This is a genomic window from Parabacteroides sp. AM17-47 (assembly GCF_003434625.1).
GTDB lineage: Bacteria > Bacteroidota > Bacteroidia > Bacteroidales > Tannerellaceae > Parabacteroides > Parabacteroides distasonis.
In genome coordinates, this window is sequence record NZ_QTLI01000005.1 from 156282 (window position 1) to 179853 (window position 23572).

At 46.2% G+C, this 23572-nt stretch carries 20 protein-coding genes and 1 tRNA gene; 5 read left to right on the forward strand and 16 right to left on the reverse strand.

Going from position 1 to position 23572, the window contains the following annotated elements:
- Nucleotides 1–350 precede the first annotated feature (350 nt).
- Entirely contained in the window at nucleotides 351–1247 is an 897-nt protein-coding gene (locus DW205_RS05270) for a PfkB family carbohydrate kinase (RefSeq protein ID WP_005867349.1), read from the forward strand.
- 63 nt (nucleotides 1248–1310) lie between these two features.
- Here the strand turns inward: DW205_RS05270 and DW205_RS05275 are convergent, their stop codons facing one another.
- Nucleotides 1311–2549, reverse strand: coding sequence for an MFS transporter (locus DW205_RS05275; protein WP_005867348.1), 1239 nt, complete (start codon nucleotides 2547–2549; stop codon nucleotides 1311–1313).
- 181 nt (nucleotides 2550–2730) lie between these two features.
- Between DW205_RS05275 and DW205_RS05280 the strand changes: the two genes are divergently transcribed.
- The gene (locus DW205_RS05280) at nucleotides 2731–4761 is read left to right on the forward strand and encodes an outer membrane beta-barrel protein (protein ID WP_005867347.1); all 2031 of its coding nucleotides are present in this window, start codon (nucleotides 2731–2733) and stop codon (nucleotides 4759–4761) included.
- Entirely contained in the window at nucleotides 4758–5018 is a 261-nt protein-coding gene (locus tag DW205_RS22460; RefSeq protein WP_005867346.1) for a hypothetical protein, read from the forward strand. The genes DW205_RS05280 and DW205_RS22460 overlap by 4 nt, the downstream gene beginning before the upstream one ends.
- Before the next feature lie 16 nt (nucleotides 5019–5034).
- On the opposite strand, the gene DW205_RS05285 is transcribed toward DW205_RS22460, so the two are convergent.
- Nucleotides 5035–6039 carry an AraC family transcriptional regulator gene (locus DW205_RS05285; protein WP_005867345.1) on the reverse strand — a complete coding sequence of 335 codons (1005 nt, stop codon included), beginning with the start codon at nucleotides 6037–6039 and terminating at the stop codon, nucleotides 5035–5037.
- A 101-nt stretch (nucleotides 6040–6140) separates the two neighbouring features.
- Here DW205_RS05285 and DW205_RS05290 point away from each other — a divergent pair, with 101 nt between their 5' ends.
- Nucleotides 6141–6974, forward strand: coding sequence for a class I SAM-dependent methyltransferase (locus DW205_RS05290; protein ID WP_005867344.1), 834 nt, complete (start codon nucleotides 6141–6143; stop codon nucleotides 6972–6974).
- Nucleotides 6975–7233: 259 nt separating this feature from the next.
- On the opposite strand, the gene DW205_RS05300 is transcribed toward DW205_RS05290, so the two are convergent.
- Together DW205_RS05300 and DW205_RS05305 are read right to left on the reverse strand one after the other, a co-directional pair.
- Nucleotides 7234–7306, reverse strand: a tRNA-Lys gene (locus DW205_RS05300).
- A gap of 69 nt (nucleotides 7307–7375) precedes the next feature.
- Entirely contained in the window at nucleotides 7376–8533 is a 1158-nt protein-coding gene (locus DW205_RS05305) for an AI-2E family transporter (protein WP_005867343.1), read from the reverse strand.
- Nucleotides 8534–8591: 58 nt separating this feature from the next.
- Here DW205_RS05305 and dacB point away from each other — a divergent pair, with 58 nt between their 5' ends.
- Entirely contained in the window at nucleotides 8592–10049 is a 1458-nt protein-coding gene (dacB, locus tag DW205_RS05310) for a D-alanyl-D-alanine carboxypeptidase/D-alanyl-D-alanine-endopeptidase (protein ID WP_005867342.1), read from the forward strand.
- A gap of 7 nt (nucleotides 10050–10056) precedes the next feature.
- Here dacB and DW205_RS05315 read toward each other — a convergent pair whose 3' ends face one another.
- From DW205_RS05315 to DW205_RS05370, 12 genes are all read right to left on the reverse strand, one after another.
- The gene (locus DW205_RS05315; protein ID WP_005867341.1) at nucleotides 10057–10812 is read right to left on the reverse strand and encodes a LytTR family DNA-binding domain-containing protein; all 756 of its coding nucleotides are present in this window, start codon (nucleotides 10810–10812) and stop codon (nucleotides 10057–10059) included.
- A complete protein-coding gene (locus tag DW205_RS05320; protein ID WP_005867340.1) occupies nucleotides 10809–11876 on the reverse strand; it encodes a sensor histidine kinase in 1068 nt (355 codons plus the stop codon). Before DW205_RS05320 ends, DW205_RS05315 begins: the two co-directional genes overlap by 4 nt.
- Nucleotides 11877–11959: 83 nt before the next feature.
- A complete protein-coding gene (locus DW205_RS05325; protein WP_005867338.1) occupies nucleotides 11960–13180 on the reverse strand; it encodes an ABC transporter permease in 1221 nt (406 codons plus the stop codon).
- A gap of 37 nt (nucleotides 13181–13217) precedes the next feature.
- Nucleotides 13218–13958: an ABC transporter ATP-binding protein gene (locus DW205_RS05330; protein ID WP_005867337.1), complete on the reverse strand. Its 741-nt coding sequence runs from the start codon at nucleotides 13956–13958 to the stop codon at nucleotides 13218–13220.
- 8 nt (nucleotides 13959–13966) lie between these two features.
- The gene (locus DW205_RS05335; protein WP_005867336.1) at nucleotides 13967–15193 is read right to left on the reverse strand and encodes an efflux RND transporter periplasmic adaptor subunit; all 1227 of its coding nucleotides are present in this window, start codon (nucleotides 15191–15193) and stop codon (nucleotides 13967–13969) included.
- 117 nt (nucleotides 15194–15310) lie between these two features.
- On the reverse strand, nucleotides 15311–16627 hold the full coding sequence (locus DW205_RS05340) for a TolC family protein (RefSeq protein ID WP_005859798.1): 1317 nt from the start codon (nucleotides 16625–16627) through the stop codon (nucleotides 15311–15313).
- Nucleotides 16628–17322: 695 nt separating this feature from the next.
- On the reverse strand, nucleotides 17323–17874 hold the full coding sequence (locus DW205_RS05345; RefSeq protein WP_005867334.1) for a chromate transporter: 552 nt from the start codon (nucleotides 17872–17874) through the stop codon (nucleotides 17323–17325).
- Between the two features lies 1 nt (nucleotide 17875).
- Nucleotides 17876–18403 (reverse strand): chromate transporter, encoded by a 528-nt coding sequence (locus DW205_RS05350; protein WP_005859800.1) that lies wholly within the window; start codon nucleotides 18401–18403, stop codon nucleotides 17876–17878.
- A 21-nt stretch (nucleotides 18404–18424) separates the two neighbouring features.
- Complete coding sequence (locus DW205_RS05355) at nucleotides 18425–20014, reverse strand: S41 family peptidase (RefSeq protein ID WP_121963065.1); 1590 nt, start codon at nucleotides 20012–20014, stop codon at nucleotides 18425–18427.
- A 23-nt stretch (nucleotides 20015–20037) separates the two neighbouring features.
- Nucleotides 20038–20511: a pantetheine-phosphate adenylyltransferase gene (gene coaD / locus DW205_RS05360; protein ID WP_005859804.1), complete on the reverse strand. Its 474-nt coding sequence runs from the start codon at nucleotides 20509–20511 to the stop codon at nucleotides 20038–20040.
- The gene (locus DW205_RS05365) at nucleotides 20498–22363 is read right to left on the reverse strand and encodes a DNA topoisomerase IV subunit B (protein ID WP_005867331.1); all 1866 of its coding nucleotides are present in this window, start codon (nucleotides 22361–22363) and stop codon (nucleotides 20498–20500) included. The genes coaD and DW205_RS05365 overlap by 14 nt, the downstream gene beginning before the upstream one ends.
- A 5-nt stretch (nucleotides 22364–22368) precedes the next feature.
- Nucleotides 22369–23496 carry a hypothetical protein gene (locus tag DW205_RS05370; RefSeq protein WP_005859806.1) on the reverse strand — a complete coding sequence of 376 codons (1128 nt, stop codon included), beginning with the start codon at nucleotides 23494–23496 and terminating at the stop codon, nucleotides 22369–22371.
- Nucleotides 23497–23572 lie beyond the last annotated feature (76 nt).

Genomic DNA, 23572 nt, shown 5'->3' on the forward strand with positions numbered 1-23572 from the left:
TCTATGTCGTTGACTGATTATCAATTCTTCTTTCTAAATCCAAATAAGCATGCTTATCGGATAAGGTGAATTTGAATATTTCCAGCAGATACACCGAGCATTATCCGCCAACAGTATTATATACGGATTATCAGCATATTACATTTACAACTAGATGTAACGCTGTTTACTTCCATATGTAAATGACTTTACTTCTAGAGGTAAACACTTTCGTTTCTACTATATGTAAATACTTTCGCTCTTGAATGGAAACGCCTCGTTTATGCTTTTATTGGTCAAAATAACGACTATCCTATGTACTTGAACTCTTTTTTCATAAATTTGTCGCTTTATAATAAACTGAGTAAAAAATGAATACACACGAACTTTGCTGCGTAGGACACATCACCTTGGATAAGGTAGTAACACCTAAGAACACCGTCCATATGCCGGGAGGAACCTCCTTTTATTTCTCGCATGCGATAAAACATTTCGATGATATTGACTATACTCTAGTGACAGCCTTGGCTGAATCTGAGATGAAAACGGTGGAGGAACTACGAGCCGAAGGTATCGACGTTGCCGTGATGCCAAGTAAGCACACCGTTTATTTCGAGAATATTTATGGAGAGAACCAAGATAACCGTACGCAACGTGTATTGGCGAAAGCAGATCCTTTCACCGTAGAGTATCTGGAGAACATCGACTCCAAGATCTTCCACCTTGGTAGTTTGCTTGCCGATGATTTCTCTTTGGAAGTGGTAAAGTATTTAGCGGGGAAAGGCTTAGTATCGATTGACTCGCAAGGGTATCTACGGGAAGTAAGAGACAAGGATGTATTTGCCGTGGATTGGCCAGAGAAAAAAGAAGTACTTAAATACGTGCACTTCCTCAAGGCTAACGAACATGAGATGGAGGTGTTAACCGGATATACCGATGCCGTGAACGCAGGAAAAGTTATCTACGATTGGGGCGTGAAAGAGGTATTGCTGACTTTCGGAAGCATGGGATCTATCATTTACGACGGTTCCACTTTCCATAAAATCCCCGCTTACATACCGAAAGAAGTAGTAAACGCTACCGGAGCGGGTGATACTTATATGACAGGATATCTCTATAAACGTGCCAAAGGCGCAAGCATAGAAGAAGCCGGACGTTTCGCGGCAGCTATGACAACATTGAAAATCGAAGGAATAGGCCCATTCAACGGCACTAAGGAAGATGTGTTGCGATGCTTAGAGACAGCGGAACAACGAATGCCTGAGTAGTTGAAAATTGAGAATTGAAAATTATTCGCTCTCTCCTAATTTTCAATTCTCAATTCTCTATCTTTAATTATTCTTGAATGCTTTGCAGAATGTAGTCATTAGCAAGATACAAAGCCCTAACAAGCCGACCACGATATAAGCGTATTTCATATTGAAAGCCTGCGAGATCGCCCCGATCAACAAAGGTGCGATCAATGAGCCGATAAAACTGATGCTAGAAAGGATTGTCAAGGCAATTCCCACCGGAGTTTTCGATTTAGCACCCACCAAGCTATAAATAGTAGGCACCATACACGAGATACCCAAGCCTACCAACATAAAGCCTAAGGAATTCACGATCACCTTTACCGTCATCGATTCGAACATACCGCCCAACATGGCTGAGATAAAGAAACCGGCAAAAATAAAGAAACCCGCCAATTGCAACACCTTCTGCTTTCCTAAAACACTATAGGCGGAGTTCGTAAGAAAACGGCCTACCGTCATCATCACCATGAACACTAAGAAACCGATCTGCAAGGATTTAGGAACTTGTAGTACCGATTCGAAGTAAAGTCCACTCCAATCAAACATCGCACTTTCCACCACCAAGGCAAACAGTCCGACGATACCTAACTGGATCAACAGCATTTCCGGCTTACGGATAAAGCTCAACAATGCCGGAGCTTCTTTCTTCTCCGCTTCCTTCTCTTCCTCCGGTGACTCAACCGCCACGTCTTCCTGCAAATACTTCCGGCTTACCAAAACAGTCACTCCAATCAATAATGCAATCAACGTAAAATGCCAGAACGGAGTGACGCCGGATACGATCATGATAAACCCGATCAAAGCTCCTAAACAGGCCGCCAGACTCCAACCTCCATGAAATGAGGCCATAATCGTACGTCCATAGAGCCGCTCGATACCAATCCCTTGCGTATTCAAGGATATATCGCAAAGATTCCAGAACACCCCAAAACAGAATAAATAGACACCCAGCAGATAAATATTATGTGCCGTACCGATCGCGAATAAGGCCAAGGCATATCCCAACACACTGGCCTGCGCCATAATACGGCTTCCCAACTTCGACACCAAATAACCCGCTAACGGTATCGCCACAAACTTACCTACCGGGATCAGGAACAAGACCAACCCCCAATAGAAAGCGTAATTCACCTCAAAGAAATCCTTCACGTCCGGAATACGGCTAGCCCAACTAGAGAAACAAAGACCTTGCGCTAAAAAGAAAGAAAGCATCGCATAACGAACCCGTTCCTTGGGAAAAGCGCTACCCAATGGAGTATTCATTTTTTCATTCATTATCATTTACTTTTATTGTTATCATCTATTCGAGAAAGAGGCACGAACCCCATTCCTCCGCAAAGCTATCAAATATATCCTAATCCCCTAAGTCCTAAAAGTAGAATTTATTAGGTAGATTCCCTAATGAAAAGTATATTTGCGAAATATGCACAGGAATGTTGACTAAATCGAGGATGATATGAGAAGCTGGATTATCTTTTTAGGATTATTATTTACCACATTCACACAGGCACAAGTTATTACGGGAAGGGTTACGGACTTAAATAACCATCCTATCGAACTAGCGGTCGTGATTATACAAACGAACGATTCAGTATATGTAAACTCCACCTATACGGACTCTTTGGGCTCTTTTAGTGTCAAAGCGGAGATATCCCCTTTCCTCTTAACCGTCCAGCATCTGCTGTATGAAACGTATCAAAGCACTTATGACTCACTTACGATAGGCAATATACAACTGAACGAGAAAAGCCAGACGCTTTCGGAAGTATCTGTTACCGGAGAGCGTCCCTTAGCCAAGGTTGTCGATGGTAAAATAACCTACAGCATGCCGCATTTGTTAAAAGACAAGATGGCCGTTAGCGCTTACGAAGCGATCCTAGAACTACCGGGAGTGCGGGAACAAAGCGGGAAAATACAACTTGCCGGAACAAATGGAGTCACGGTTATCATCAATGGCAAGACCACCAATATGGGTGAGAGCCAATTGGAGAATCTGCTTAAGAATATGCCCAAAGAACGTATTCAAGAAGCAGAGATCATGTATAGCGCTCCACCCCAATATCATGTACGCGGGGCCGTGATTAATCTGGTCCTTAATAACGGTACTTCCGAGACTCCCAAACTGCAAGGACAAGTCAATGCTCTATACAACCAAGGGCATTACGCTAATTACCAAAGTGGCGCTACTCTCGTTTACAACGCGCCTAAATATTCTACCGATCTCATGTACTCCTTCGGCTACCACAGGGAACGGACAGGTGAGGATATCTTATCACACCATTTATTCGATGGTAAGACCTACGAGATCGAGCAATTCGACAGAGGACATACCCGGCTCCCAGTCCATACCATACGCCTAGGCAATGATTGGTTCTTGAACGATAAGAACAAACTAAGCTTCGCCTATACCTCAGAGATCCAGCAATGGACTCATCCTTTCACCTCTTCTGTAGGAACCTATTCGGATTCCGAAAACAGAAAGAAATCCGACAAACCGATCCAGATGCATAATCTGGCGCTCGACTATGCCTCCGGGTTCGGCCTTAATGTAGGGATTGATTTTACCGCTTACATCAATCTTACGACACAATATTACCAAGAGAAGAAAGCCGGGAAAGAAGATGCCTTCAACGCTAAATCACAACAAGACATCCGTAGGCTCTCCGTCTACGCGGACCAGAACCATAAATTAGGAAAAGGCTGGATGCTCAACTATGGGACAAAATTCAGCTTCGCCTCAGACAAAAGTTCTCAGGTATATCATTCACTGCGCAAACACGATTGGTCCATCTCTAATAGTTACAGTAAACTGGATGAATATGTATATGATTTATATACCGGCTTTTCCAAAAGCTTCTCTGATAACCTATCCGTAAACGCCTCTTTGACCGGAGAGTATTACAAACATAAGGAGATTGATTATTGGAGCTTATTCCCAATGATGGAAATCACGTACCGAGCCCACCCCAGCCACATCCTGCAATTATCCGTTTCTTCAGACAAGACCTATCCCAGCTATTGGGAGATGCAGAATACGGTGTCTTATCTGAATGGATATACCGAGATACAAGGTAACCCGGATTTAAGGCCGTCCAGACTCTACTCTGCCCAATTGAACTACATCCTAAAAAACAAATACATTTTCACGCTATACGCAAATTATATAGACAATAATTTCAACCAGCTCCCCTATCAATCCTCCGAGAGACTAGTTCTTATCTATAAGACACTGAATTTCGACTATTCCAGTAAGCTAGGCCTAAATGTAATGATACCATTCAAAGCCGGCTCCGTGCTTGATTCCAGATTAACGTTAAACGGTTATTATGACAAGATGAAATGTGATAATTACCATGATATAAGCTTCAATAAAGATAATCTGGCATTCTATGCCGAATTAAATAATACGTTCAACATCTCATCGAAGCCTACTATCAAAGCGGAAGTATCCGGTTCTTATATTACCCGCAACATTCAAGGCCAATGACGATCAGCAGTATGTATAACGTAGACGCCGGCTTGAAATGGATCTCCCCCAACGGCAAAGCGGAGATCTCTTTAAAAGTGGATGACATGTTTAATTCATGGGTCCCAAAAGATCTTAATCTCCAATACAAAACACAAGACTTACATATGCGTATGATCCCGGATTCCAGACGAGTCTCCTTATCCTTTATCTATAAATTCGGAGATTTTAAAGCTAAAGAGCATAAAGAGGTGGATAGTTCCCGATTCGGGAAATAAAAGTCGATGGTCTATACTACGCTTTCAACCTATATTCAGACGGGGTGACATTAAACTTCCGCTTAAAGGCAGTACAAAAATGCGCTTGATGTTCATAACCGACCAAGCCGGCAACTTCCCCTATTGATTTATTGGTATCCAAAAGATAGTGAATCGCTATATTCATACGATAATCAAAGAGATAGTTAAACACGGTCGTCCGGAACGCTTCTTTAAACCCCGCTTTCAAAGTACATTCATTAGTTCCGACACGTAAAGCCAAATCATGTAATGAAGGCGGGTTCAAATATTCGGAACATATAATATCCCGGGCCTGATAAATTTTATCCCGATCGGAAAAGCCTACTATCTTTGCGTTAACCGGTTCTTTACCTTCCGTCTCCCGCATAAATAAAGACAAGCACTCGGTTACTTTTGCTTCGAGATACATTGGCGAGGCATTTCCCATCATCTGAGAGACCTCAAGATCATTCAACGCCACAGATAAAGCGATTGGAATCGAGAGATTCTTGGGAGCGATAAAGAAAGTCTCCCCCCTGCCGAATCGCAAATAAGCACTCCCGAAGTACTCCGTATAACGTTCCGACAAATGTTGGAAGAAATCCGGCGACACCAGAATACTTGTCATACCAAAAGTATCTCCTTTACGGAACAGATTCCGCTCTTCCTTGATACCAGAACTTACGATCATATTCGTATACCCTTTCCGCCAAATCCGCTTATCCCGTGTCTCCGACAAAAAGCATTCGACGATCCCCTGACGAACAACAGAAAGTCCCATAAACGAGTTACCGACATTTAGGGAACGCATGCAACAATCCTCCTTGCAATAGATCTGGTATCTTGTCACATTAAAATCCCTGCATCTGAAATCACTGATACGATAGGTCAATAATTTGTTCTCCGCCTCCCAACAGTTCTCTTCTAGCCCTCCTGAACGATTGGTAGAAAAATAACTTATATCCGGCATTTCTAAAGCGATCGTATCTCTTCCACGAGATGAGAGTTCTATGTGTACCATTTTTCCGTTTGATTAAAATACACTTCCTTCTTGCGTAAATAAACCAAAAGCAAAGATCCCATCTTTGTACCGGATAATCAATCCCTATAAATAGGTATATTATGAATAAAATAAAACCAGAGATAAAGGATGACATCGCGGAGACCTTGTTTATTCCCTTACTATCACGCGCTCACGAAAGTCACCGGAAAGACGCGATATTAAAAGACCCGATGGCATGTGAGCTTGTTGAGAAAATAGATTATGATTTCGCCAAGTTTGGTAAAATCACGATGAGTACTACCGGAACCACTATCCGCCTACGCCATTTCGATCGTTTGGTCCAGCGATTCATCGACCGTAAGGTAACTGAAGATCCGGTAGTGGTATCGATCGGTTGCGGATTAGACAGCCGTTTCCAACGTGTCTCCAACCATAACCAAGCGACCTTCTACGAACTAGACTTACCTGAAGTAATCAATTTGCGTGAAAAGCTATTCCCTGCCTCCGCTAAAGATCTCACGATCAAAGGCTCTATGCTCGAGACGGACTGGATGGATATGTTGAGACAAAAACATCCTCACGGCCGCTTCCTTTTCCTCGCGGAAGGTGTAATGATGTATTTCAATGAGGAACAGGTAAAATCTGTTATCCAAAACCTCGCCCAACGCTTTCCCGGATGCGAGATATATTTTGATTTCGTCAGTAAATGGGCCGCCCGCAACTCCGACAAGCATGAATCGGTAAAACGGACAAAAGCCCGTTTCCATTTCGGACTAAACGATCCGCACACAATCGAGCAATGGTTCCCCAAGCTCAAACTGATCGAACGATTCTATTTCATCAGCGAAGAGAAAAAACGCTGGGGACTACCCGGCTTGATCATGTGGTTAATCCCGGCGCTACACAAGTCTTTTGGAATCGTAGGTTATAAAGTTGGAGAAATAAGTAAATAGGTTATCTACCAAATAAAAAAGCTAGTTCTGTATTCGATCATGAGTTTTGGTATTAAATAGAAGACCTCCACGTAGTTTATCAGAAGGACTTTCCGACAATTGTACCCCCTTTTTGTTTTTCGGGGAAGGGGGTACGATTTGGATACTCAACCGTATCTTTTCGTGCGCCTTTTTGGGCTTTCAAGCAAGACTAAAACATAAAAAAGTCCCACAATACGTTAATATTGCAGGACTTATCTCTTTTAGCTTTGTTCTTATGTGATCCGCCTGGGGCTCGAACCCAGGACCCCAACATTAAAAGTGTTGTGCTCTACCAGCTGAGCTAGCGAATCATCCTGTGCGTTACTTCTGTAATGCGGGTGCAAAGGTAGGAGTATTTTTTTAATATGCAATAGGCATGGCTATTTTTTTGCGCTTAAATCTGAATTTATTTTCTCTCGCTTAGGTTGATGAGCAAGGTTTCCGGGATCTAACTCATTATCTTCGTGCAAGATAAAGCGTTTATAGTAGGATAAGCACAATGTTGTCAATGGGAGGGCTATTATTAAGCCTATAAAGCCTAGGATCGTTCCCCAGATGGATAATGAGAGTAAGATGATGGCGGGATTCAGTCCCATAGCCTTACCCATTATGCGAGGGGTAAGATATAAATCCTGTATACATTGTACGATACCCAAGACTAAAATAGCCATACCAAAGATCAACCAGAAGTTCTCGCCAGTCTCGGCCGAACGCAATAAGCTCAATAGAATCATCGGGATAATACCGATCGCCTGCATATAGGGAATTAAGTTCAGCACGCCGATAAACAGACCCAACGTGACCGCCAACGGGAAATTAATGATCTTAAAGCCGATCGCGAGGAGAACCCCTACAGAAAGAGCGATCAACGATTGTCCGCGGAAATAACGATTCATGCTGTATTCCACATCCTCAGCCAAACCTTGCAGGAACGGACGGTAACGCTCCGGTATCAAATCGATCCAACCATTCGCGATCTTCTCATAATCCAAAAGGATGAAAATAAAGTAAAGCAAGATCACGAACACGATCGTGATACTGAAAAGGATTGAGAAAGTGTTCGATAAGATAGACCATAACTGGGGCGCAATCTGCTTCACCGCTTTCAACAAATTCTCCTTACTCAATAACTCCATGATCTGGGCGAAGTTCACATTACTTTCCAGATATTCCATCCATGAATGCGGGATCAAAGGGACATGACCTTCACCGGGATCATGTGTGCGGATCAGTTCTAGCGTTTTATCCGCCTCAGCCGCAATGGAAGGAATGACCATGACTACCAGCAACGTTATCAATAGCCCTAAAGTCACCAATACCGCCATAATCGATAAGATGCGGCTCTTAAAACATAATTTATATTGGAAGAACTTTACGAACGGTTGCATCATATAAGCCAGTAACCAAGCGATCAGGAAAGGTAACAAAGCGTTTCGTAATAAGGCTATCAAATAAATAATTCCTGAGATGACCAGTATACCGAACACTATGCGTATTACACGGTCAAACGTAAAAGGCTTGTCAAACAGTGGATTCATATTATTTTCATATCTTTGCTTGCGACAAAGATAGAATAAAGTAGAATATATAAACATCATGATACGTAAAATATCCTTTTTCTTCCTCATTTCTTGCTTATACCTTTCAGTGGGGGCACAGACTCCACAACCTATCAAGCAATTCCTGCGCAAGCCTTATATGGAAGGAGCTTCATTTTCCTTGATCGTGAAAGAGGTTAACAGTGGCGAGACGGTATTCGCTTACGATACAATCCGGCAGCTGACCCCAGCCTCGGTCATGAAAACGGTTACGACCGCTACCGCATTGGAGATACTGGGCGAGGATTATCGCTTTCCCACAACATTAGAATACGACGGCTCCATCGAGAACGGCTTGTTAAAAGGCAATTTATATATCAAGGGAAGCGGAGATCCTAGCCTTGGCTCAGCGCATTTCGCCCCGGATCATAAGCGGTTTCTACAGGAATGGATCTCCGCCTTGAAGAAGGTGGGTATCCATAAAATACAAGGAGCCGTAATCGCTGATGAAAGTATATTCGACACGGAAGGCACTTCCCTTAAATGGGTTGGCGAAGATATGGGTAGTTATTATGGTGCCGGAAGCTATGGGATTTGCGTATTCGACAATCTTTATAAATTAGGGTTGCAAACCGGAGCTCCCGGAACCCGCCCGAAGTTGAAAGGAACCGAACCGGAATTATCCGGCATCCATTTCCATAATTACTTAACGACCCAGCAAGTATCTTCGGATAGTTCTTTTATCGTAGGGGCGCCATTCGCCACGGATCGTTATTTATATGGCATTGTCCCCGCTAACCGGGAATGGTATCCGCTCAAAGGGGATATTCCCGACCCGGCTCTTTTCCTAGCGGATTATCTCACTAGGCAATTGGAACATGAAGGGATCACGGTCGGCGAATCACCGTCTTGTTTCCGTATCTTGCGGGAAGCCGGTAGGTGGCAACCCGGGAAACGGACCGAGATTGTTACCACTTACTCCCCTACGCTTCGGGAAATCGTGGAAGTGACCAATCATGTCAGCCATAATTTATTCGCCGATGCCTTGATCAAGACGATCGGCCTACGATATACGCCCCGTAAGGGAGAGGTCATATCTTCTTTTAACCGGGGTATCCAGGTGCTTCGGGACTATTGGCAAGGGAAAGGACTCGACCTCTCGTGCGTCTGGATGTACGACGGTAGCGGTCTTGCGGTTACCAACAAGTTATCAACAGCTTTTGTGGCTGATTTATTGATTTATATGAAAACCTGTTCACAACAACACACAGCCTTCTACGAATCATTGCCCGTAGCGGGGGTAGAAGGCTCGGTGAGGAACTTCTTAAAAGGCTCATCCCTCCAAGGAAAAGCTCATCTTAAAAGCGGAAGCATGAGCCGGGTAAAAGGATATGCGGGATATATAAACAAAGGCGATAAGCAATACGCCATCGCCCTATTCGTAAACAACTATTCCTGCGACGGACGTCCTATGACCGTAGCGATAGAGAAATTATTGCTCCAGTTGTTCAACTAACCAGCGGTTATTTCGGCAGGATCGATCTACGCTCTATCATCTCTAGGAAATGCTGTTTATAATTGTCGGAGATCGGGATATACTCCTTTCCAAAGACAATCCGATTCCGCTCGATCACCTTGATCTTCTCCGGCTGGACGATAAAAGAGCGATGAACACGCACAAAGCGATCCGAAGGTAACATATCCTCCAAACTCTTCATGCTCATCAACGAAAGGACCGGACGGGGCTCATCCTCCACGAATATCTTCACGTAATCCTTTAATCCTTCAATATATAATATCTTGCGCAGCTCTATTTGCAACAGCTTATACTCACTCTTGACGAAAATACTCTCCATCCCGCCCTTCTCCGCGATTGGCGCGGATCCTTCCTTCTCTTCCGAAGACACCGGCTTACGGAGCAACTCATACCATCGCAACGCCTTATTCGCCGAGGCAAGGAAGTCCGGATAACTAATTGGCTTCAACAAATAATCCAGCGCGTTTACTCGGTAACTATCCACGGCATATTGATCGAAAGCCGTCGTAAAAATGACACGGGTATCGGCGTTCAAGATACGGGAGAACTCCAATCCGCTCAACTCCGACATCTGGATATCCAGAAAAAGCAGATCCACCGGCCGATCCCGTAAGTCGGAAAGAGCGTCCAAGGCACTATTATAAGTCCCTTGTAAATCCAGGAACGGAGTTTTCAAGACGTAGCTTTCCAGCAAGCTAACCGCTAAAGGTTCATCGTCAATAATCGCGCAAGTCAATCTCATATCTCAGTCTCGTTTATAGTAATTGATAGATAAGAAGAATAGTTATCCCCCTCCCGACCGCATTGGAACGAGAAATGCCCCGAATAGAGCAGCCCCAAGCGTTTCTCCAGATTCACCAGCCCGATACCGGAACCACTTTTATCTTGATCCGGGCTTTTCGGGAAATAGCTATTCACAATAGTACAAACTACCTCCGCCCCCTCCTGATGGATATCCAAATGGATGAAAGACGGCTTATTATTGCTCACCCCATGCTTAAACGCATTCTCGACCAAGGAGATAAACAACAGGGGGGCGATCAAGGTTCCCGGGGAGGAAGCGACGATATTCGTTTTCAGCTCCACATGTTTGGGCAGGCGTATACGCATCAGCTCCACATAATTACGAAGGAAGTCGAAATCCTTCTCCAATGGGACAAAAGGCTGGCTACTCTCATACAAGACATAGCGAAGCAAGCGGCTCAAATCGTGCACCGCCTCCTGCGCCTTCTCCGGGCTGAACGCTATCAAGCTATAGATATTATTCAACGTATTAAACAGGAAATGCGGGTTAAGCTGGCTCTTCAAGTTCTGCAATTCCGCCTCGGCACGCTCCTTCTCCAGTTCCCGCTGGATAGCCGCCACCCGGTACCATCCGTCCGTCATCTTGATCGCCACGCTAAGGCCGGCTACCAAGGAGTAGATAACGGCGTTGACGAGAAAGAACCCCACCGTCTCGTTCAACGGGCGGGGCGGACGAGCCGGATGATGCATCTCCGGCGGATAGAAATAGCGCATGCAGAGATGCACGAACAGCATCGTAGCCCCGATAAGCAATAGATTGATCAACAGGAAACGCCCTGTCCGGCGGTTAAACAAATACCGCCTCACCAGCCACCCGTAATTCAAGTAGAAGACGAGCATGAAGGAAAGCGGCACGATGATGCTCCGGAAATAGCCCTCGAACGTGACTTGCGACTCCCTCCCCGTGAAGAAGAAAGGGGAGCAGAACAGGATACCCCATCCCGCGATGTGTATCAACTTTCCCAAACCTTTGATAGGGGGAGATTGTGGTGTGTCATTCATCTTATTATCCTCTTTAGTGCTACGCAAATATAGTCATTCCTACCGTTATATGAGCCATGTAGCCTTATCTAGTGAGCATCCGTCTACTCATAGCGTATGGCCTCGATCGGGTCGAGCTGCGCCGCCTTCTTGGCCGGGTACCATCCGAAGAACACGCCCGTCACCGTACATACCACGAAAGAGAGCAGTACGCTCCACGGCTGGATATAGATCGGGAAATGCGCCACGACATTCACGATCAAGGCAGCTCCCACGCCGAAAAGCACGCCGATCAATCCTCCGGTCACGCTGATAAGGATAGACTCGATCAAGAACTGAGCCAAGATATCCATGCCTTTCGCACCGATACTCATACGGAGGCCGATCTCCCGCGTACGCTCCGTCACGCTCACGTACATGATATTCATGATACCGATACCACCAACGAGAAGAGAGATACCAGCCACCGCAGCCAGCAACGTCGTCATTATATCCGTCGTACTTGTCAACATCGTGCTCAACTCCTGCATACTCCGGATCGTGAAATCATCATCATCGGTTTCCCGCAACCTATGGTTACGCCTCAGTATCTCCGATATCTCGTCTATGGCTTGATCGGTGTACTCCTCCTTGAGCGCCGAGCAGGTTATGCCTTGCAAATGGGTAATGGCCAAGATCTTTTTTTGAATAGTTGTGTATGGAGCTAAGATCAGGTCGTCTTGGTCCATTCCCATGCTGTTGTATCCTTTGCTTTTCAGTACGCCCACGACCCGGAACGGTAGCTTCTGGAAACGGATCACCTTACCGACGGGATTCTCTCCGCCGGGGAAAAGGTTATCCACCACCGTCTTCCCGATCACGCATACCTTGGCGGCGGTCTGTACGTCCTGATCGCTGAACATATCGCCATCCTCCACCTCGTATCGGCGTATCTCCATATAATCCGGGCTAATACCGTAGACGGTAGTCGGGGCGTTATTGGCGCCATAGATGGCCTGCCCACTACTGTTCACGGAGGGCGAGGTGGCGGAGACGTAGCGAGTCTCGTTCACGATATCCTCGTAGTCCTGTAGCTTCAGCGTCTCCATGGCAGAGGCGTCTTGGCGTACGCCGCCACGCATGTCGGCTCCCGGCTGGATCATGATCATGTTCGAGCCCATCTCGCTGATCTGCGCCTGTATACTCCGCTTCGAGCCTTGACCGATGGCCAGCATCGTGATCACGGAAGCCACGCCGATGATGATACCCAGCATCGTGAGGAATCCCCGCAGCTTGTTGTTGGCCAAGGCCCGGAGGGCTATCTTTAGTAAATTCGTCGTATTCATTCTAAATAATATGCTATTACCACATTAATTCATTATTCTAATCATCATTCTTGGGCAGGCGGGCCAAAGCCTCAGCGGCGCTCAAGATATTCGTATTCACCGTATCGGCGGTTACATGACCGTCGCGCAACGTGATATTCCGGCTGCTGTATTGGGCAATCTCCGGGTTGTGGGTGACGAAGATAATCGTGCGTCCCTCGGCGTGCAGGCGCTGGAAGAGCACCAAGATCTCGAAAGAGGTACGGGTATCCAAGTTGCCGGTAGCCTCATCCGCAAGGATCACCGCCGGATCGTTCACCAAGGCACGGGCGATCGCCACACGCTGCATCTGGCCACCGGACATCTGGTTACTTTTATGCATCAGTCGGTCTCCCAAGCCCACGGCGATCAAAGCGTTGACCGCCTTCTCCCTACGTTGGGCCGCTTTATAAGTAGGATTGTACATGAGAGGAAGCTCTACGTTCTCTACCGCTGTCGTCTTCGGTAACAGATTGTAATTTTGAAAAACGAATCCGATCTTGCGATTCCGGAGGGTCGCTCGCTGCCGCTTGTTCATGGTGCGCACGGATACTCCGTCTAAGTAATACTCCCCGCTCGTAGGAGTATCAAGGCAACCCAGCGTGTTCAGCAACGTACTCTTTCCGGAGCCGGAGGTTCCCATGATCGTAACGAACTCCCCCTCGCGAATCGTGAACGACACGCCTCGCAGGGCATGGACGGTCTCGTCGCCTACGTGGAAGTCTCGTTTTATATTGTCTAATGTGATAATTTCTTTCATGACGCAAACTATCTCTTATTTTTGTTGCTTCCCGGAGGGCCCGGCATGAAGGGGCTACGCTCCGCTCCTGCACCTACTTCCGGCATGTTGGCGGCGCTCGCTAAATCTACGGCTACCTCATCGCCCTCGCTCAAGCCCTCGGTTACTTCGGTCACGCTGTTGTTGCTGGTTCCGACCGTAATCTGCCTCGGGCTCAAGGTATTTCCTTGGCGGGACCAAACCAAGCGTTTTCCGGGTTGTACCTCCGCATTCGGATCCGTCACGGTCATACCCAACGATTCCATGATGGCGGGCTCGGGGATAAAACGAAGCGCCTTGTTCGGCAAGGTCAAGATATTCGCACGTTCCAACGTATAAATTGTGACATTTGCCGTCAAGCGAGGTTTCAGTTTCAAGTCCGGATTATCCGCCGTAATTACTACCTCATACGTAACAACCGTGGAAGAAGAAGTACTGGAAGAAGCGCTGGAAGTGCTTTCGCTGTCCCCTAAACGAATCTGACGAACCACGCCCTCGAATTGATCGTTCGGATAGGCATCCACCGTAAAACTAACCCGTTGGCCTTCCTCCACATTACCTATATCCGCCTCATCCACATCCGCTATTACCTGCATCTTCGTCAAGTCGGCGGCAATGGTAAACAGCGTCGGGGTCTCGAAGCCGGCGGCAACGGTCTGTCCTTCCTCAACAGCCCGATTGATAACCACTCCGTCTATAGGGCTCGTGATCGTGGCATATTCGAGATTACGGTTTACCTTTACCATGGAGGCCTGACTCTGGTCGTAAGCGGCCTTCGCCTTCTCGTAATTATAGGTAGCCGTCTCATAATCCGTATCGCTAATCAATTGTTTCTCGTGAAGCACCTTGCTACGTGCGTAGTTCTTCTGTTGATACTCGAACTCCGTCTTGCTGCTCGCCAATTGCGCCTCGGCGGAACGAAGCTCGGCTTGGAGGTTGATCTTATCCATCTCGGCGATCAGTTGGCCGGCTTTCACCACGTCGTTATAATCAGCGTACAACTTATCGATGATACCGGAGACCTGCGTACCTACCTCAACCTCGGTAACGGGCTCTACCGTACCGGTGGCCGTAACCGTATTCGTGATCGTGCTGCGCCCTACTTTAGCGGTCTCCAGCTTGATCCCGCCTTTCGAGGATTTGCCCGTGAAAAGGAACACGCCCCCCGCAATGAGGATAACGGCAACACCGCCCATGATTAGTTTCTTCTTGTCCATATTCTGATTCTTTTTATTTCTGTTTTACGTTGTATTCTTGTTCAAAAGGCCCCCCACGACCTCCGTCGCAGGGTAACCTTGAAAAAAGAGAGTGGAGTAAATATATCCATTAGTGGGTTAATAATTCTCCGCAACCGGCTTCTTCTGATAAACATTCAGCAATTGAACGCTCATCAAGGCCATGTATTTCGCTTGTAGCTGCTCTTGCTGGGCGGTCAGATAATTGTTCTTCTCCGTCAATAGCTCAAGCGTATTTTTCATACCGAGGCTGAATTGCTCATCGATCAAGTTATAGCTTTCTTTCACGTAACTCAAGCGTTCGGTAGCCGAGGTATATTGGGTCTGCGACGAGGTAGCGTCCAGATAGATCCCCTCCACGGTTTGCAGCAATTGTTTTTGGGTATTCAGCAACTCCAACTGGCTGGTGGTAATCGCGTATTTCGCCTTGTTATAGGCCGTCTTATACTGACGGTTACTGAAGATAGGGATGCTGATCGTCAATCCGACACTCTCGTTGAAACTATTCCAGACCTGGCTACCGAAAGCGTAATCCGTTCCGGAAAGATGGCCGGTACCCAGCCCGGCGTTCATGGAGAGCGAAGGAAGGAAAGCACCTTTCGCCTTTTTCTTCTCCAGCTCGGCGATGTCCACGGCCAGCTCACTGCTCTTTATTTGCGGCATCACGGCCAGAGAGGTATTGTAAATCGTTTGCTTGCTCGGAAGCGGGGTTAAGATATCTTTCTCCGTAAGCTCCGGCATCACCAATTCGATCTCTTCGGTTATATCCAGTTCTAGTAATTGCTTCAATTGCAACTTATAATTGTCTAGATTCGTCTGGGCTACGACCAATTGATATTTATCGGTGCTTAACTGGCTTTCCAACTGAGCCAAATCCACTTTCGAGATCGAACCGGCACGTAGCAACTCCACCGCACGATCCCGTTGCGCCGTAGATACCTCGACCGTATTTTGGTTGATACGAACGGACTCCATCGCATATAGTACCTGCATATAGGTCTGTATCAAGGAGATTTGGATATCATCCTCGTTTTGCTCGATACCCAGCTCATCGACGGTATTTTGTATTTCCTGTTGCTTGATCGCCTGTACACGTTGCCCTCCATCAAAAAGCGTCCATTTAGCGTTCAGCGCATAATTACCGCTATAGCTATTATTCGTAGCGGCGTCGCTCGAAGGATAATTCACGAATCCTTGGGTAACCGAAGCCGAAAGGGAAGGGAAAAGCTGTGCTTTCGCCTGCTTCGTATCCTCTATACCGGAAAGATGCGACACCTTGCTTTTCTTTACTTGGATATTATGCTCCAAAGCGTAATCCAAGCAAGCACGCAACGTCCATCGGGTAGGTTGCTCTTGTGCCTTACTCCCCACACAGAGGAAGAACAGACATGCGAATAATAAAGCGTATTGTTTCATATTGCCTTCGTTTTCTATCTTTTTACGAAAGCAAAACTATATTACCTTAAAAACATGGGCAACCAGACTAGAAAAAGGGGCTGTTTTCACCGATTAAACGGGCAATTGCATCGACAGGAAAGCGTGCGGATATATATTTATAAGGCCATCGATTTGACAATTTGACAAAATGATAACCGAAGTCCCGGAGAATCGATTATTCCGGGCAAAGGTACGGCTCACTCCCAAATACGAAAGAAAAAAACGGCAATCATCTCGCTAATAGACGAATACCCAAAAACAGTCTTTTATTCCAGTGAAATGAATTCATCCTAATTCATCTATTTAGACAAGAAAAAGGGTGAAACAGTGTTACGATAAGGTTGTAACAGGCTACGAATGCCCATTCACGGGTACTCACAACCCAATGCACAGCCACTCACAACGTCTAACGCAAGTATACGCATCAAGGAATGCGTCCTCTCGCAAGCTGTCTCGTCACCTATTATGTCCCAAATCGGCCTCTTTTTAACGAAAAAGCACGCTTATCACCACTTCTTTCCCACGATCTCGCTACCTCCGCACAAAAGGTGTGTCAGCGGATTTGCGTTATATCGAGCAAGAAGTAAGGATAAACGCCATTCCACCTATCTTTTATCGGCTCAAAAGTAGTCATTCTTCTTAAAGAATCAGCTCAAATTGAGCCGATTTGATCCTCAATAATACAAAATAACCCCGGCGATACCTGCCAAAATAATCATCAAGATAGGATGTATCTTGAATTTCCAAGTCAAGATAAAGGCGGCACCAAAGATCAAGAAGCTCTTGTAGTCGATGAAGTTCTCTTTATTCATTAATAGCAAGGCAGCGGCGGCGATCAAACCGACCGTAGCCGGGCGCAATCCAAGGAAAGCCGCCTCTACATATTTATTATTCCGGAACTTAGCGAAGAAATAAGAGATCAAGAGAACCAATATGAAAGAGGGCAGACATACCGCAAATGTCGTCAGGCAAGACCCTAGGATACTCATCGTCTCCGAATACCCCGCATTATGCACCGCCGTATACCCTATATAGGTGGCGCTATTGATACCGATCGGCCCGGGTGTCATTTGAGAGATAGCGACAATATCGGTAAACTCCTGCAAGGAAATCCAACCATAGCGGTCCACCACGTCGGCTTGTATCAAGGATAACATCGCATACCCGCCACCAAAGCCCAATATACCGATCTTCAGATATACATATAATAATTGCAACCAAATCATATCAGCCCTTCTTATTTAAACCATACACCAAACCTCCGGCTATAGCCGCCAAGATAATCCAAGCGGGAGACACCCCACCCATCCAGATCAGCAATGCCGCCCCGACAGGTATGATCATTTGCACGTAACTCAACTTGATAGAGCGTGCGGTTGTCAGACAAGGCACGGCGATCAAGGCGACCACCGCCGGACGCAATCCCATAAACGCCTTCTCCACCCATACATTATCCTTTACCTGCGTAAAGAATAACGCGATCAAGAGCATGATTACAAAAGAAGGGAGAATCGTACCCAAGGCACAAACAAAACCGCCCCATGTCTTCTTCAGTTTATAACCCACGAAGATCGCTATATTCACGGCGAAAATACCCGGCAACGATTGGGCCACGGAGAAAACGTCGATAAAGTCCTCTTTCGTCATCCATCCCCGGTCCACCACATCCCGCTGGATAAGCGGCAACATGGCGTATCCACCTCCGATGGTAAACATACCGATTTTCACGAATGTCAGAAAAAGCGTCCAATACATACCCTTATCTGTTTACGTTGGCTAACGTCCTAAAAGCCTATTGTAAGTTTCTTTATTATTAATAATCTGAAGCGCTTTCTGGTAACTCGGATTATCATCATTGATAATCTGGAAGTACTGCGCCATATCATAGAGATCCCGTGCGATAAGCGCCTTGATCTGAAGCATGATCAACGGCTTCGAACAATTATATTGCTCTTCCTCAAACTCAATCTTCTCATCGCCGGCCATCTTCAGAAGCTCCTCCATGATATCCTCTCCGACCACGAAATCTTGCTTATACTGCTGGAACTTCGGATATTTAGCCATCATCTGGTTCCGATTACGATCCGGATAATTCATGGACACCCGATTGACTAAACCGGAAGCTACCAGTTTCCGGTGATAATCCGTATAGCGAGTCGTATCTACCGGGATGAACACGTCCGGCATAATACCTCCACCTCCATATACGGTACGCTCGGTAACCAAGGTGTTATACTTCATTGAATCCGGGAAATGAATGCTATCGGCACTCATCAACTCCCCCCGGTTATAACGGTCGATCAGATCATGGTGGTACTCCTCCATCTTCCCGTTCTCGTAAGGCTTTTGTATACAACGTCCGGTGGGTGTATAGTAACGGGAAACCGTCAAACGAATCATGGAACCATCCGGCAGGGGAATCGGTTTCTGTACCAAACCTTTACCAAAGGTACGGCGACCTACGATCACTCCACGGTCCCAATCTTGAATAGCGCCGGAGACGATCTCGCTGGCCGAAGCCGAGGACTCGTCCACCAGAACGACCAAACGTCCCTCTTGGAATTGTCCACGAGCGGTAGAGTTCGCCTCCTCACGAGGTTGCTTACTCCCTTTCGTATAAACGATCAACCGGTTTTTATCCAAGAACTCATCCGCTAACTCTATGGCGATATTCAAATATCCCCCGCCATTTCCCTGCAAATCCAGAATCAAGTTCTTCATGCCCTGTTTCCGGAGCTTCTCCAACGCCTCCCTGAATTCATCGGCGGAAGAAGCGGCGAAACGGTTCAACTTAATATAACCGGTATTCTTATCCGCCATATAAGCGGCATCCAGACTATACACGGGAATCTTACCGCGAACGATCTTGAAATCCATCAATTCCGGCGACTTGCCTCGCTTTACTTTCACACGCACCTCGGTACCTTTCGGTCCGCGTAGTTTCTTCATGATATCGGTAGTCTTCATCTTCACGCCGGCGATCAAGGTATCGTCTACTTGGATAATACGGTCGCCCGCCATCAACCCCACCTTCTCAGAGGGACCTCCGGGGATTACCTGAATCACGTAAAGCGTATCCGTCAACATATTGAACTGTATGCCGATACCATCGAAATTGCCTTGTAAAGGCTCGGTCATCTCTTTCGTCTCCTCCGGGTCCATATAATTGGAATGAGGGTCTAGCTTATCCAACATGCCGACTATAGCGTCTTCCACCAACTTCGTCTCGCTAGTAGAGTCGACATATAGATTAGATATAGCGAATAAAGCCAATTGGAGCTTCCGGGCATCCATATTCGCTTTTTGCGCTGTCGCTCCGGTAAACACACCTAGAACGATCAGCAGGGATAAGACGATTCTTTTCATCAGATATATTCGTTTCATAATTTTCAATACAATCTCGTCTCTTTAGGGACGAATTGGGAAATGTCTTTGCCGTAGCGTAACAACTCACGGACAATACTTGAGCTAATATGCGTATGCTCCGGTTCCGTAAACAAGATAAAAGTCTCGATACCCGTCAACTTACGATTCACGTCCGCGATCGTCTTCTCATATTCGAAATCATTGACCGTACGGATTCCTCTTAAGATAAAGCCGGCTCCGACCTCTTTAGCGAAATCCACCGTCAATTGATTATATGACATGACTTTCACCCTTGGATTATCCTTGTATAGATTCCAGATCGCTTCCATCCGCTTCTCCAAGGAGAAATAGGTAAGCTTCTTATCGTTGATACCGATCGAGATCACGATCTCGTCCACCAGTTCCAACCCACGCCTTACCAAGGATTGATGCCCGATCGTAAAAGGATCGAAGGTACCGGGAAAAAGCGCAATACGTTTATTTTCAATTGATGACATCTTCTTCAACCACTAAGTTATCGATAATAAAGTTCTGTCGCTCCATGGTATTCTTCCCCATATAGAACTCGAGCATATCTTTCACGAGGTCCTCTTTCTTCATTGTCACCGGATCAAGGCGTATATCCTTGCCGATAAAATGCTTGAACTCATCGGGAGAGATCTCTCCCAGACCTTTGAATCGGGTGATCTCCGGATTCTTCCCGGCAGCGGCTATGGCAGCCAAGCGTTCCTCCTCTGAATAACAATACCACGTCTTCTGCCGGTTACGTACTCGGAATAATGGGGTTTGCAAGATATAAACATGATTACGCTTAATCAAATCGGGGAAGAATTGCAAGAAGAAGGTAATCAACAATAAACGGATATGCATCCCGTCCACGTCGGCATCTGTCGCGATAATCACCTTATTATACCGCAAACCTTCCAAGCCATCCTCAATATTCAAGGCCGCTTGAAGCAAGTTAAACTCCTCGTTCTCGTAAACGATCTTCTTTGTCAAGCCATAACTATTCAAAGGCTTACCCCTCAAACTAAATACAGCTTGGTAATTCGGGTTACGGCTCTTCGTGATAGAACCGCTAGCCGAGTCACCCTCCGTGATAAAGATACTGCTTTCCTCTAGCAAATCCCCTTTCGAATCGGTCAGGTGAATCCGGCAATCCCTTAGTTTCTTATTATGTAAATTCGCTTTCTTCGCACGCTCGCGGGCCAGCTTCGTAACACCGGCGATCGCCTTGCGCTCTTTCTCGGACTCCAAGATCTTCTTCAGCAAAAGCTCCGAAGTCTCCATATTCTTATGCAAATAGTTATCCAGGTCATTCTTGATGAAATCACCGATAAACTTCGCTACCGTAGGGCCGTCCGGTCCTATATCTTTCGAGCCGAGCTTGGTCTTTGTCTGGCTCTCGAATACAGGCTCCTCCACTTTTATGCTGATAGCGGCCACGATACCCGCACGAATATCCGAATACTCGAAATTCTTATTGTAATATTCCTTGATGACACGACCTACAGACTCCTTGAAAGCGGAAAGGTGCGTACCGCCTTGGGTGGTATGCTGGCCGTTCACGAACGAATAATATTCCTCTCCATATTGGTTGCTATGCGTGATAACCACCTCTATATCCTCCCCTTTCAGGTGGATGATCGGGTAAAGAGGCTCGGTGGTCATATTCTCGTTCAACAAATCCACCAGACCGTTGCGGGAATAGAAACGCTTGCCGTTGTAAATAATGGAAAGTCCCGAGTTCAAGAAGACATAGTTCTTTAATAGCCCCTCGATAAACTCGTCCTTATAATGATAATCCTTAAAGATCTCCCGATCCGGGACAAAAAACACCTGCGTACCGTTCGCCTCCCCGGTCGGTTGGATATCCGATTCCTCCGTGACGATCGCTTTACTATATTCCACCCGCTTACACTCTCCGTCACGGTAGCTGGTTATCAAGAAATAACTACTCAAGGCATTCACAGCCTTGATACCCACACCATTCAAACCCACGGATTTCTTAAACGCCTTGCTATCGTATTTAGCGCCGGTATTCATCTTGCTAGACACATCCACGACTTTACCCAGAGGGACACCACGGCCATAATCCCGTACGGCTACCGTACCTTCCTCGATAGTCACCTCGATACTTTTGCCATACCCCATCATGTACTCGTCGATAGAGTTATCCAGCACCTCCTTCAACAACACATAGATACCATCATCGGCATAGCTACCGTCCCCCAGTTTTCCGATATACATACCGGGACGCCGGCGGATATGCTCCATCCAGTCCAGTGTCTTGATGTCATCATCGTTATATTCCGTAGGTTGTTGTATCGTTGAATTCAGCTCATCCATATCTCTTATAACTTTTTAATATATGCTCTTCTTGATTTATGATGCTCTCGCTTAAAATAATCCCATTGCGCTTGTACGGCGCTATTCGTCTCCAGCTCCGGGTTACTCTCGGCGTAAACGGCACCGATACGCTTATAGACAGGAATCAAGTCATTAAATAATAAAGCGTTCACGCCTTTACTTTGATATTCCGGCAAGACTCCTGTCAAATACAGGTCGATTACTTTCGGTTTGCTCTTCAACGCTTTCAGCAAATGAATCCACCCGAAGGGTAACATATGCCCACGAGCCTTTTGTAAGGCTCTCGATAGGTTGGGCAGGGAGATGCCAAAGCCAACCACCGCATTATCCTCTTCCCTTACGATCAGCGTTACCAAATCATAACGCAGCATAGGGATATACATATTGATATAATAATCGATCTGCTTCTCGGTCAATTGCGCGAAACCATACAAGGGAGCGAAAGCCGCGTTCAATGTATGGAATACCGGACGGGCGTAAGGCATAATCTCCTTAGCGTTCTTGAACTTCAGCACCTTCAATCCGTATTTCTTCTTCACGATCTCGCCGATACGCAAATGCTTCTCGGGAACGCCATCCGGTATATAGATCTTAAATTCATGCCAATCTTGATCCTTTCCGTATCCGATACGCTCCACTTGCTTGGGGTAATAGGGATAATTATAAATTGTAGCCATCGTACCGATCTGATCGAAACCCTCGATCAACATACCCTCGTGATCCATATCGGTAAAGCCCATCGGACCGTGGATCTCCTCCATGCCTTGTTCGCGGGCCCATTTCTCGACAGCACCGAAAAGGGCATCAACCACCTCGTCATCATCAATAAAATCAACGAAACCAAAGCGGGCACGTTTCTGTCCCCAAGCCTCGTTACTCGGGCGATTCACCATACCAGCGATACGGCCTACCACCTTCCCGTCCTTATAGGCAAGGAAGTAAATAGCGTCGCACACCTCGAACGCCGGATTTTTCTTCTTATCCAGCGTCATCATCTCTTCCTCTATTAAACCCGGTACGTGATAGGGATTACCCTTGTATAATTCGATATTGAACTTGACAAATTTCTTAAGCTCCTTCTTACTGGTAACTTCTCTTATCTCTACGCTCATCGGTAATTTTATTTAAGCGGCAAAGTTACATAAATAATCTTTTATCATGGCATTATAAAACAAATTTATACCTTTG

What these genes read in the sequence shown, in the direction of transcription:
- DW205_RS05325 (WP_005867338.1), bottom strand. Translation starts at nt 13,180, where the DNA reads ATGAATACGACGAATTTACTAAAGATAGCCCTCCGGGCCTTGGCCAAC.
- DW205_RS05340 (WP_005859798.1), bottom strand. Translation starts at nt 16,627, where the DNA reads ATGAAACAATACGCTTTATTATTCGCATGTCTGTTCTTCCTCTGTGTG.
- DW205_RS05320 (WP_005867340.1), bottom strand. Translation starts at nt 11,876, where the DNA reads ATGAATGACACACCACAATCTCCCCCTATCAAAGGTTTGGGAAAGTTG.
- dacB (WP_005867342.1), top strand. Translation starts at nt 8,592, where the DNA reads ATGATACGTAAAATATCCTTTTTCTTCCTCATTTCTTGCTTATACCTT.
- DW205_RS05275 (WP_005867348.1), bottom strand. Translation starts at nt 2,549, where the DNA reads ATGAATGAAAAAATGAATACTCCATTGGGTAGCGCTTTTCCCAAGGAA.
- DW205_RS05285 (WP_005867345.1), bottom strand. Translation starts at nt 6,039, where the DNA reads ATGGTACACATAGAACTCTCATCTCGTGGAAGAGATACGATCGCTTTA.
- DW205_RS05290 (WP_005867344.1), top strand. Translation starts at nt 6,141, where the DNA reads ATGAATAAAATAAAACCAGAGATAAAGGATGACATCGCGGAGACCTTG.
- coaD (WP_005859804.1), bottom strand. Translation starts at nt 20,511, where the DNA reads ATGTCATCAATTGAAAATAAACGTATTGCGCTTTTTCCCGGTACCTTC.
- DW205_RS22460 (WP_005867346.1), top strand. Translation starts at nt 4,758, where the DNA reads ATGACGATCAGCAGTATGTATAACGTAGACGCCGGCTTGAAATGGATC.
- DW205_RS05315 (WP_005867341.1), bottom strand. Translation starts at nt 10,812, where the DNA reads ATGAGATTGACTTGCGCGATTATTGACGATGAACCTTTAGCGGTTAGC.
- DW205_RS05365 (WP_005867331.1), bottom strand. Translation starts at nt 22,363, where the DNA reads ATGGATGAGCTGAATTCAACGATACAACAACCTACGGAATATAACGAT.
- DW205_RS05280 (WP_005867347.1), top strand. Translation starts at nt 2,731, where the DNA reads ATGAGAAGCTGGATTATCTTTTTAGGATTATTATTTACCACATTCACA.
- DW205_RS05330 (WP_005867337.1), bottom strand. Translation starts at nt 13,958, where the DNA reads ATGAAAGAAATTATCACATTAGACAATATAAAACGAGACTTCCACGTA.
- DW205_RS05345 (WP_005867334.1), bottom strand. Translation starts at nt 17,874, where the DNA reads ATGATTTGGTTGCAATTATTATATGTATATCTGAAGATCGGTATATTG.
- DW205_RS05370 (WP_005859806.1), bottom strand. Translation starts at nt 23,496, where the DNA reads ATGAGCGTAGAGATAAGAGAAGTTACCAGTAAGAAGGAGCTTAAGAAA.
- DW205_RS05355 (WP_121963065.1), bottom strand. Translation starts at nt 20,014, where the DNA reads ATGAAAAGAATCGTCTTATCCCTGCTGATCGTTCTAGGTGTGTTTACC.
- DW205_RS05335 (WP_005867336.1), bottom strand. Translation starts at nt 15,193, where the DNA reads ATGGACAAGAAGAAACTAATCATGGGCGGTGTTGCCGTTATCCTCATT.
- DW205_RS05350 (WP_005859800.1), bottom strand. Translation starts at nt 18,403, where the DNA reads ATGTATTGGACGCTTTTTCTGACATTCGTGAAAATCGGTATGTTTACC.
- DW205_RS05305 (WP_005867343.1), bottom strand. Translation starts at nt 8,533, where the DNA reads ATGAATCCACTGTTTGACAAGCCTTTTACGTTTGACCGTGTAATACGC.
- DW205_RS05270 (WP_005867349.1), top strand. Translation starts at nt 351, where the DNA reads ATGAATACACACGAACTTTGCTGCGTAGGACACATCACCTTGGATAAG.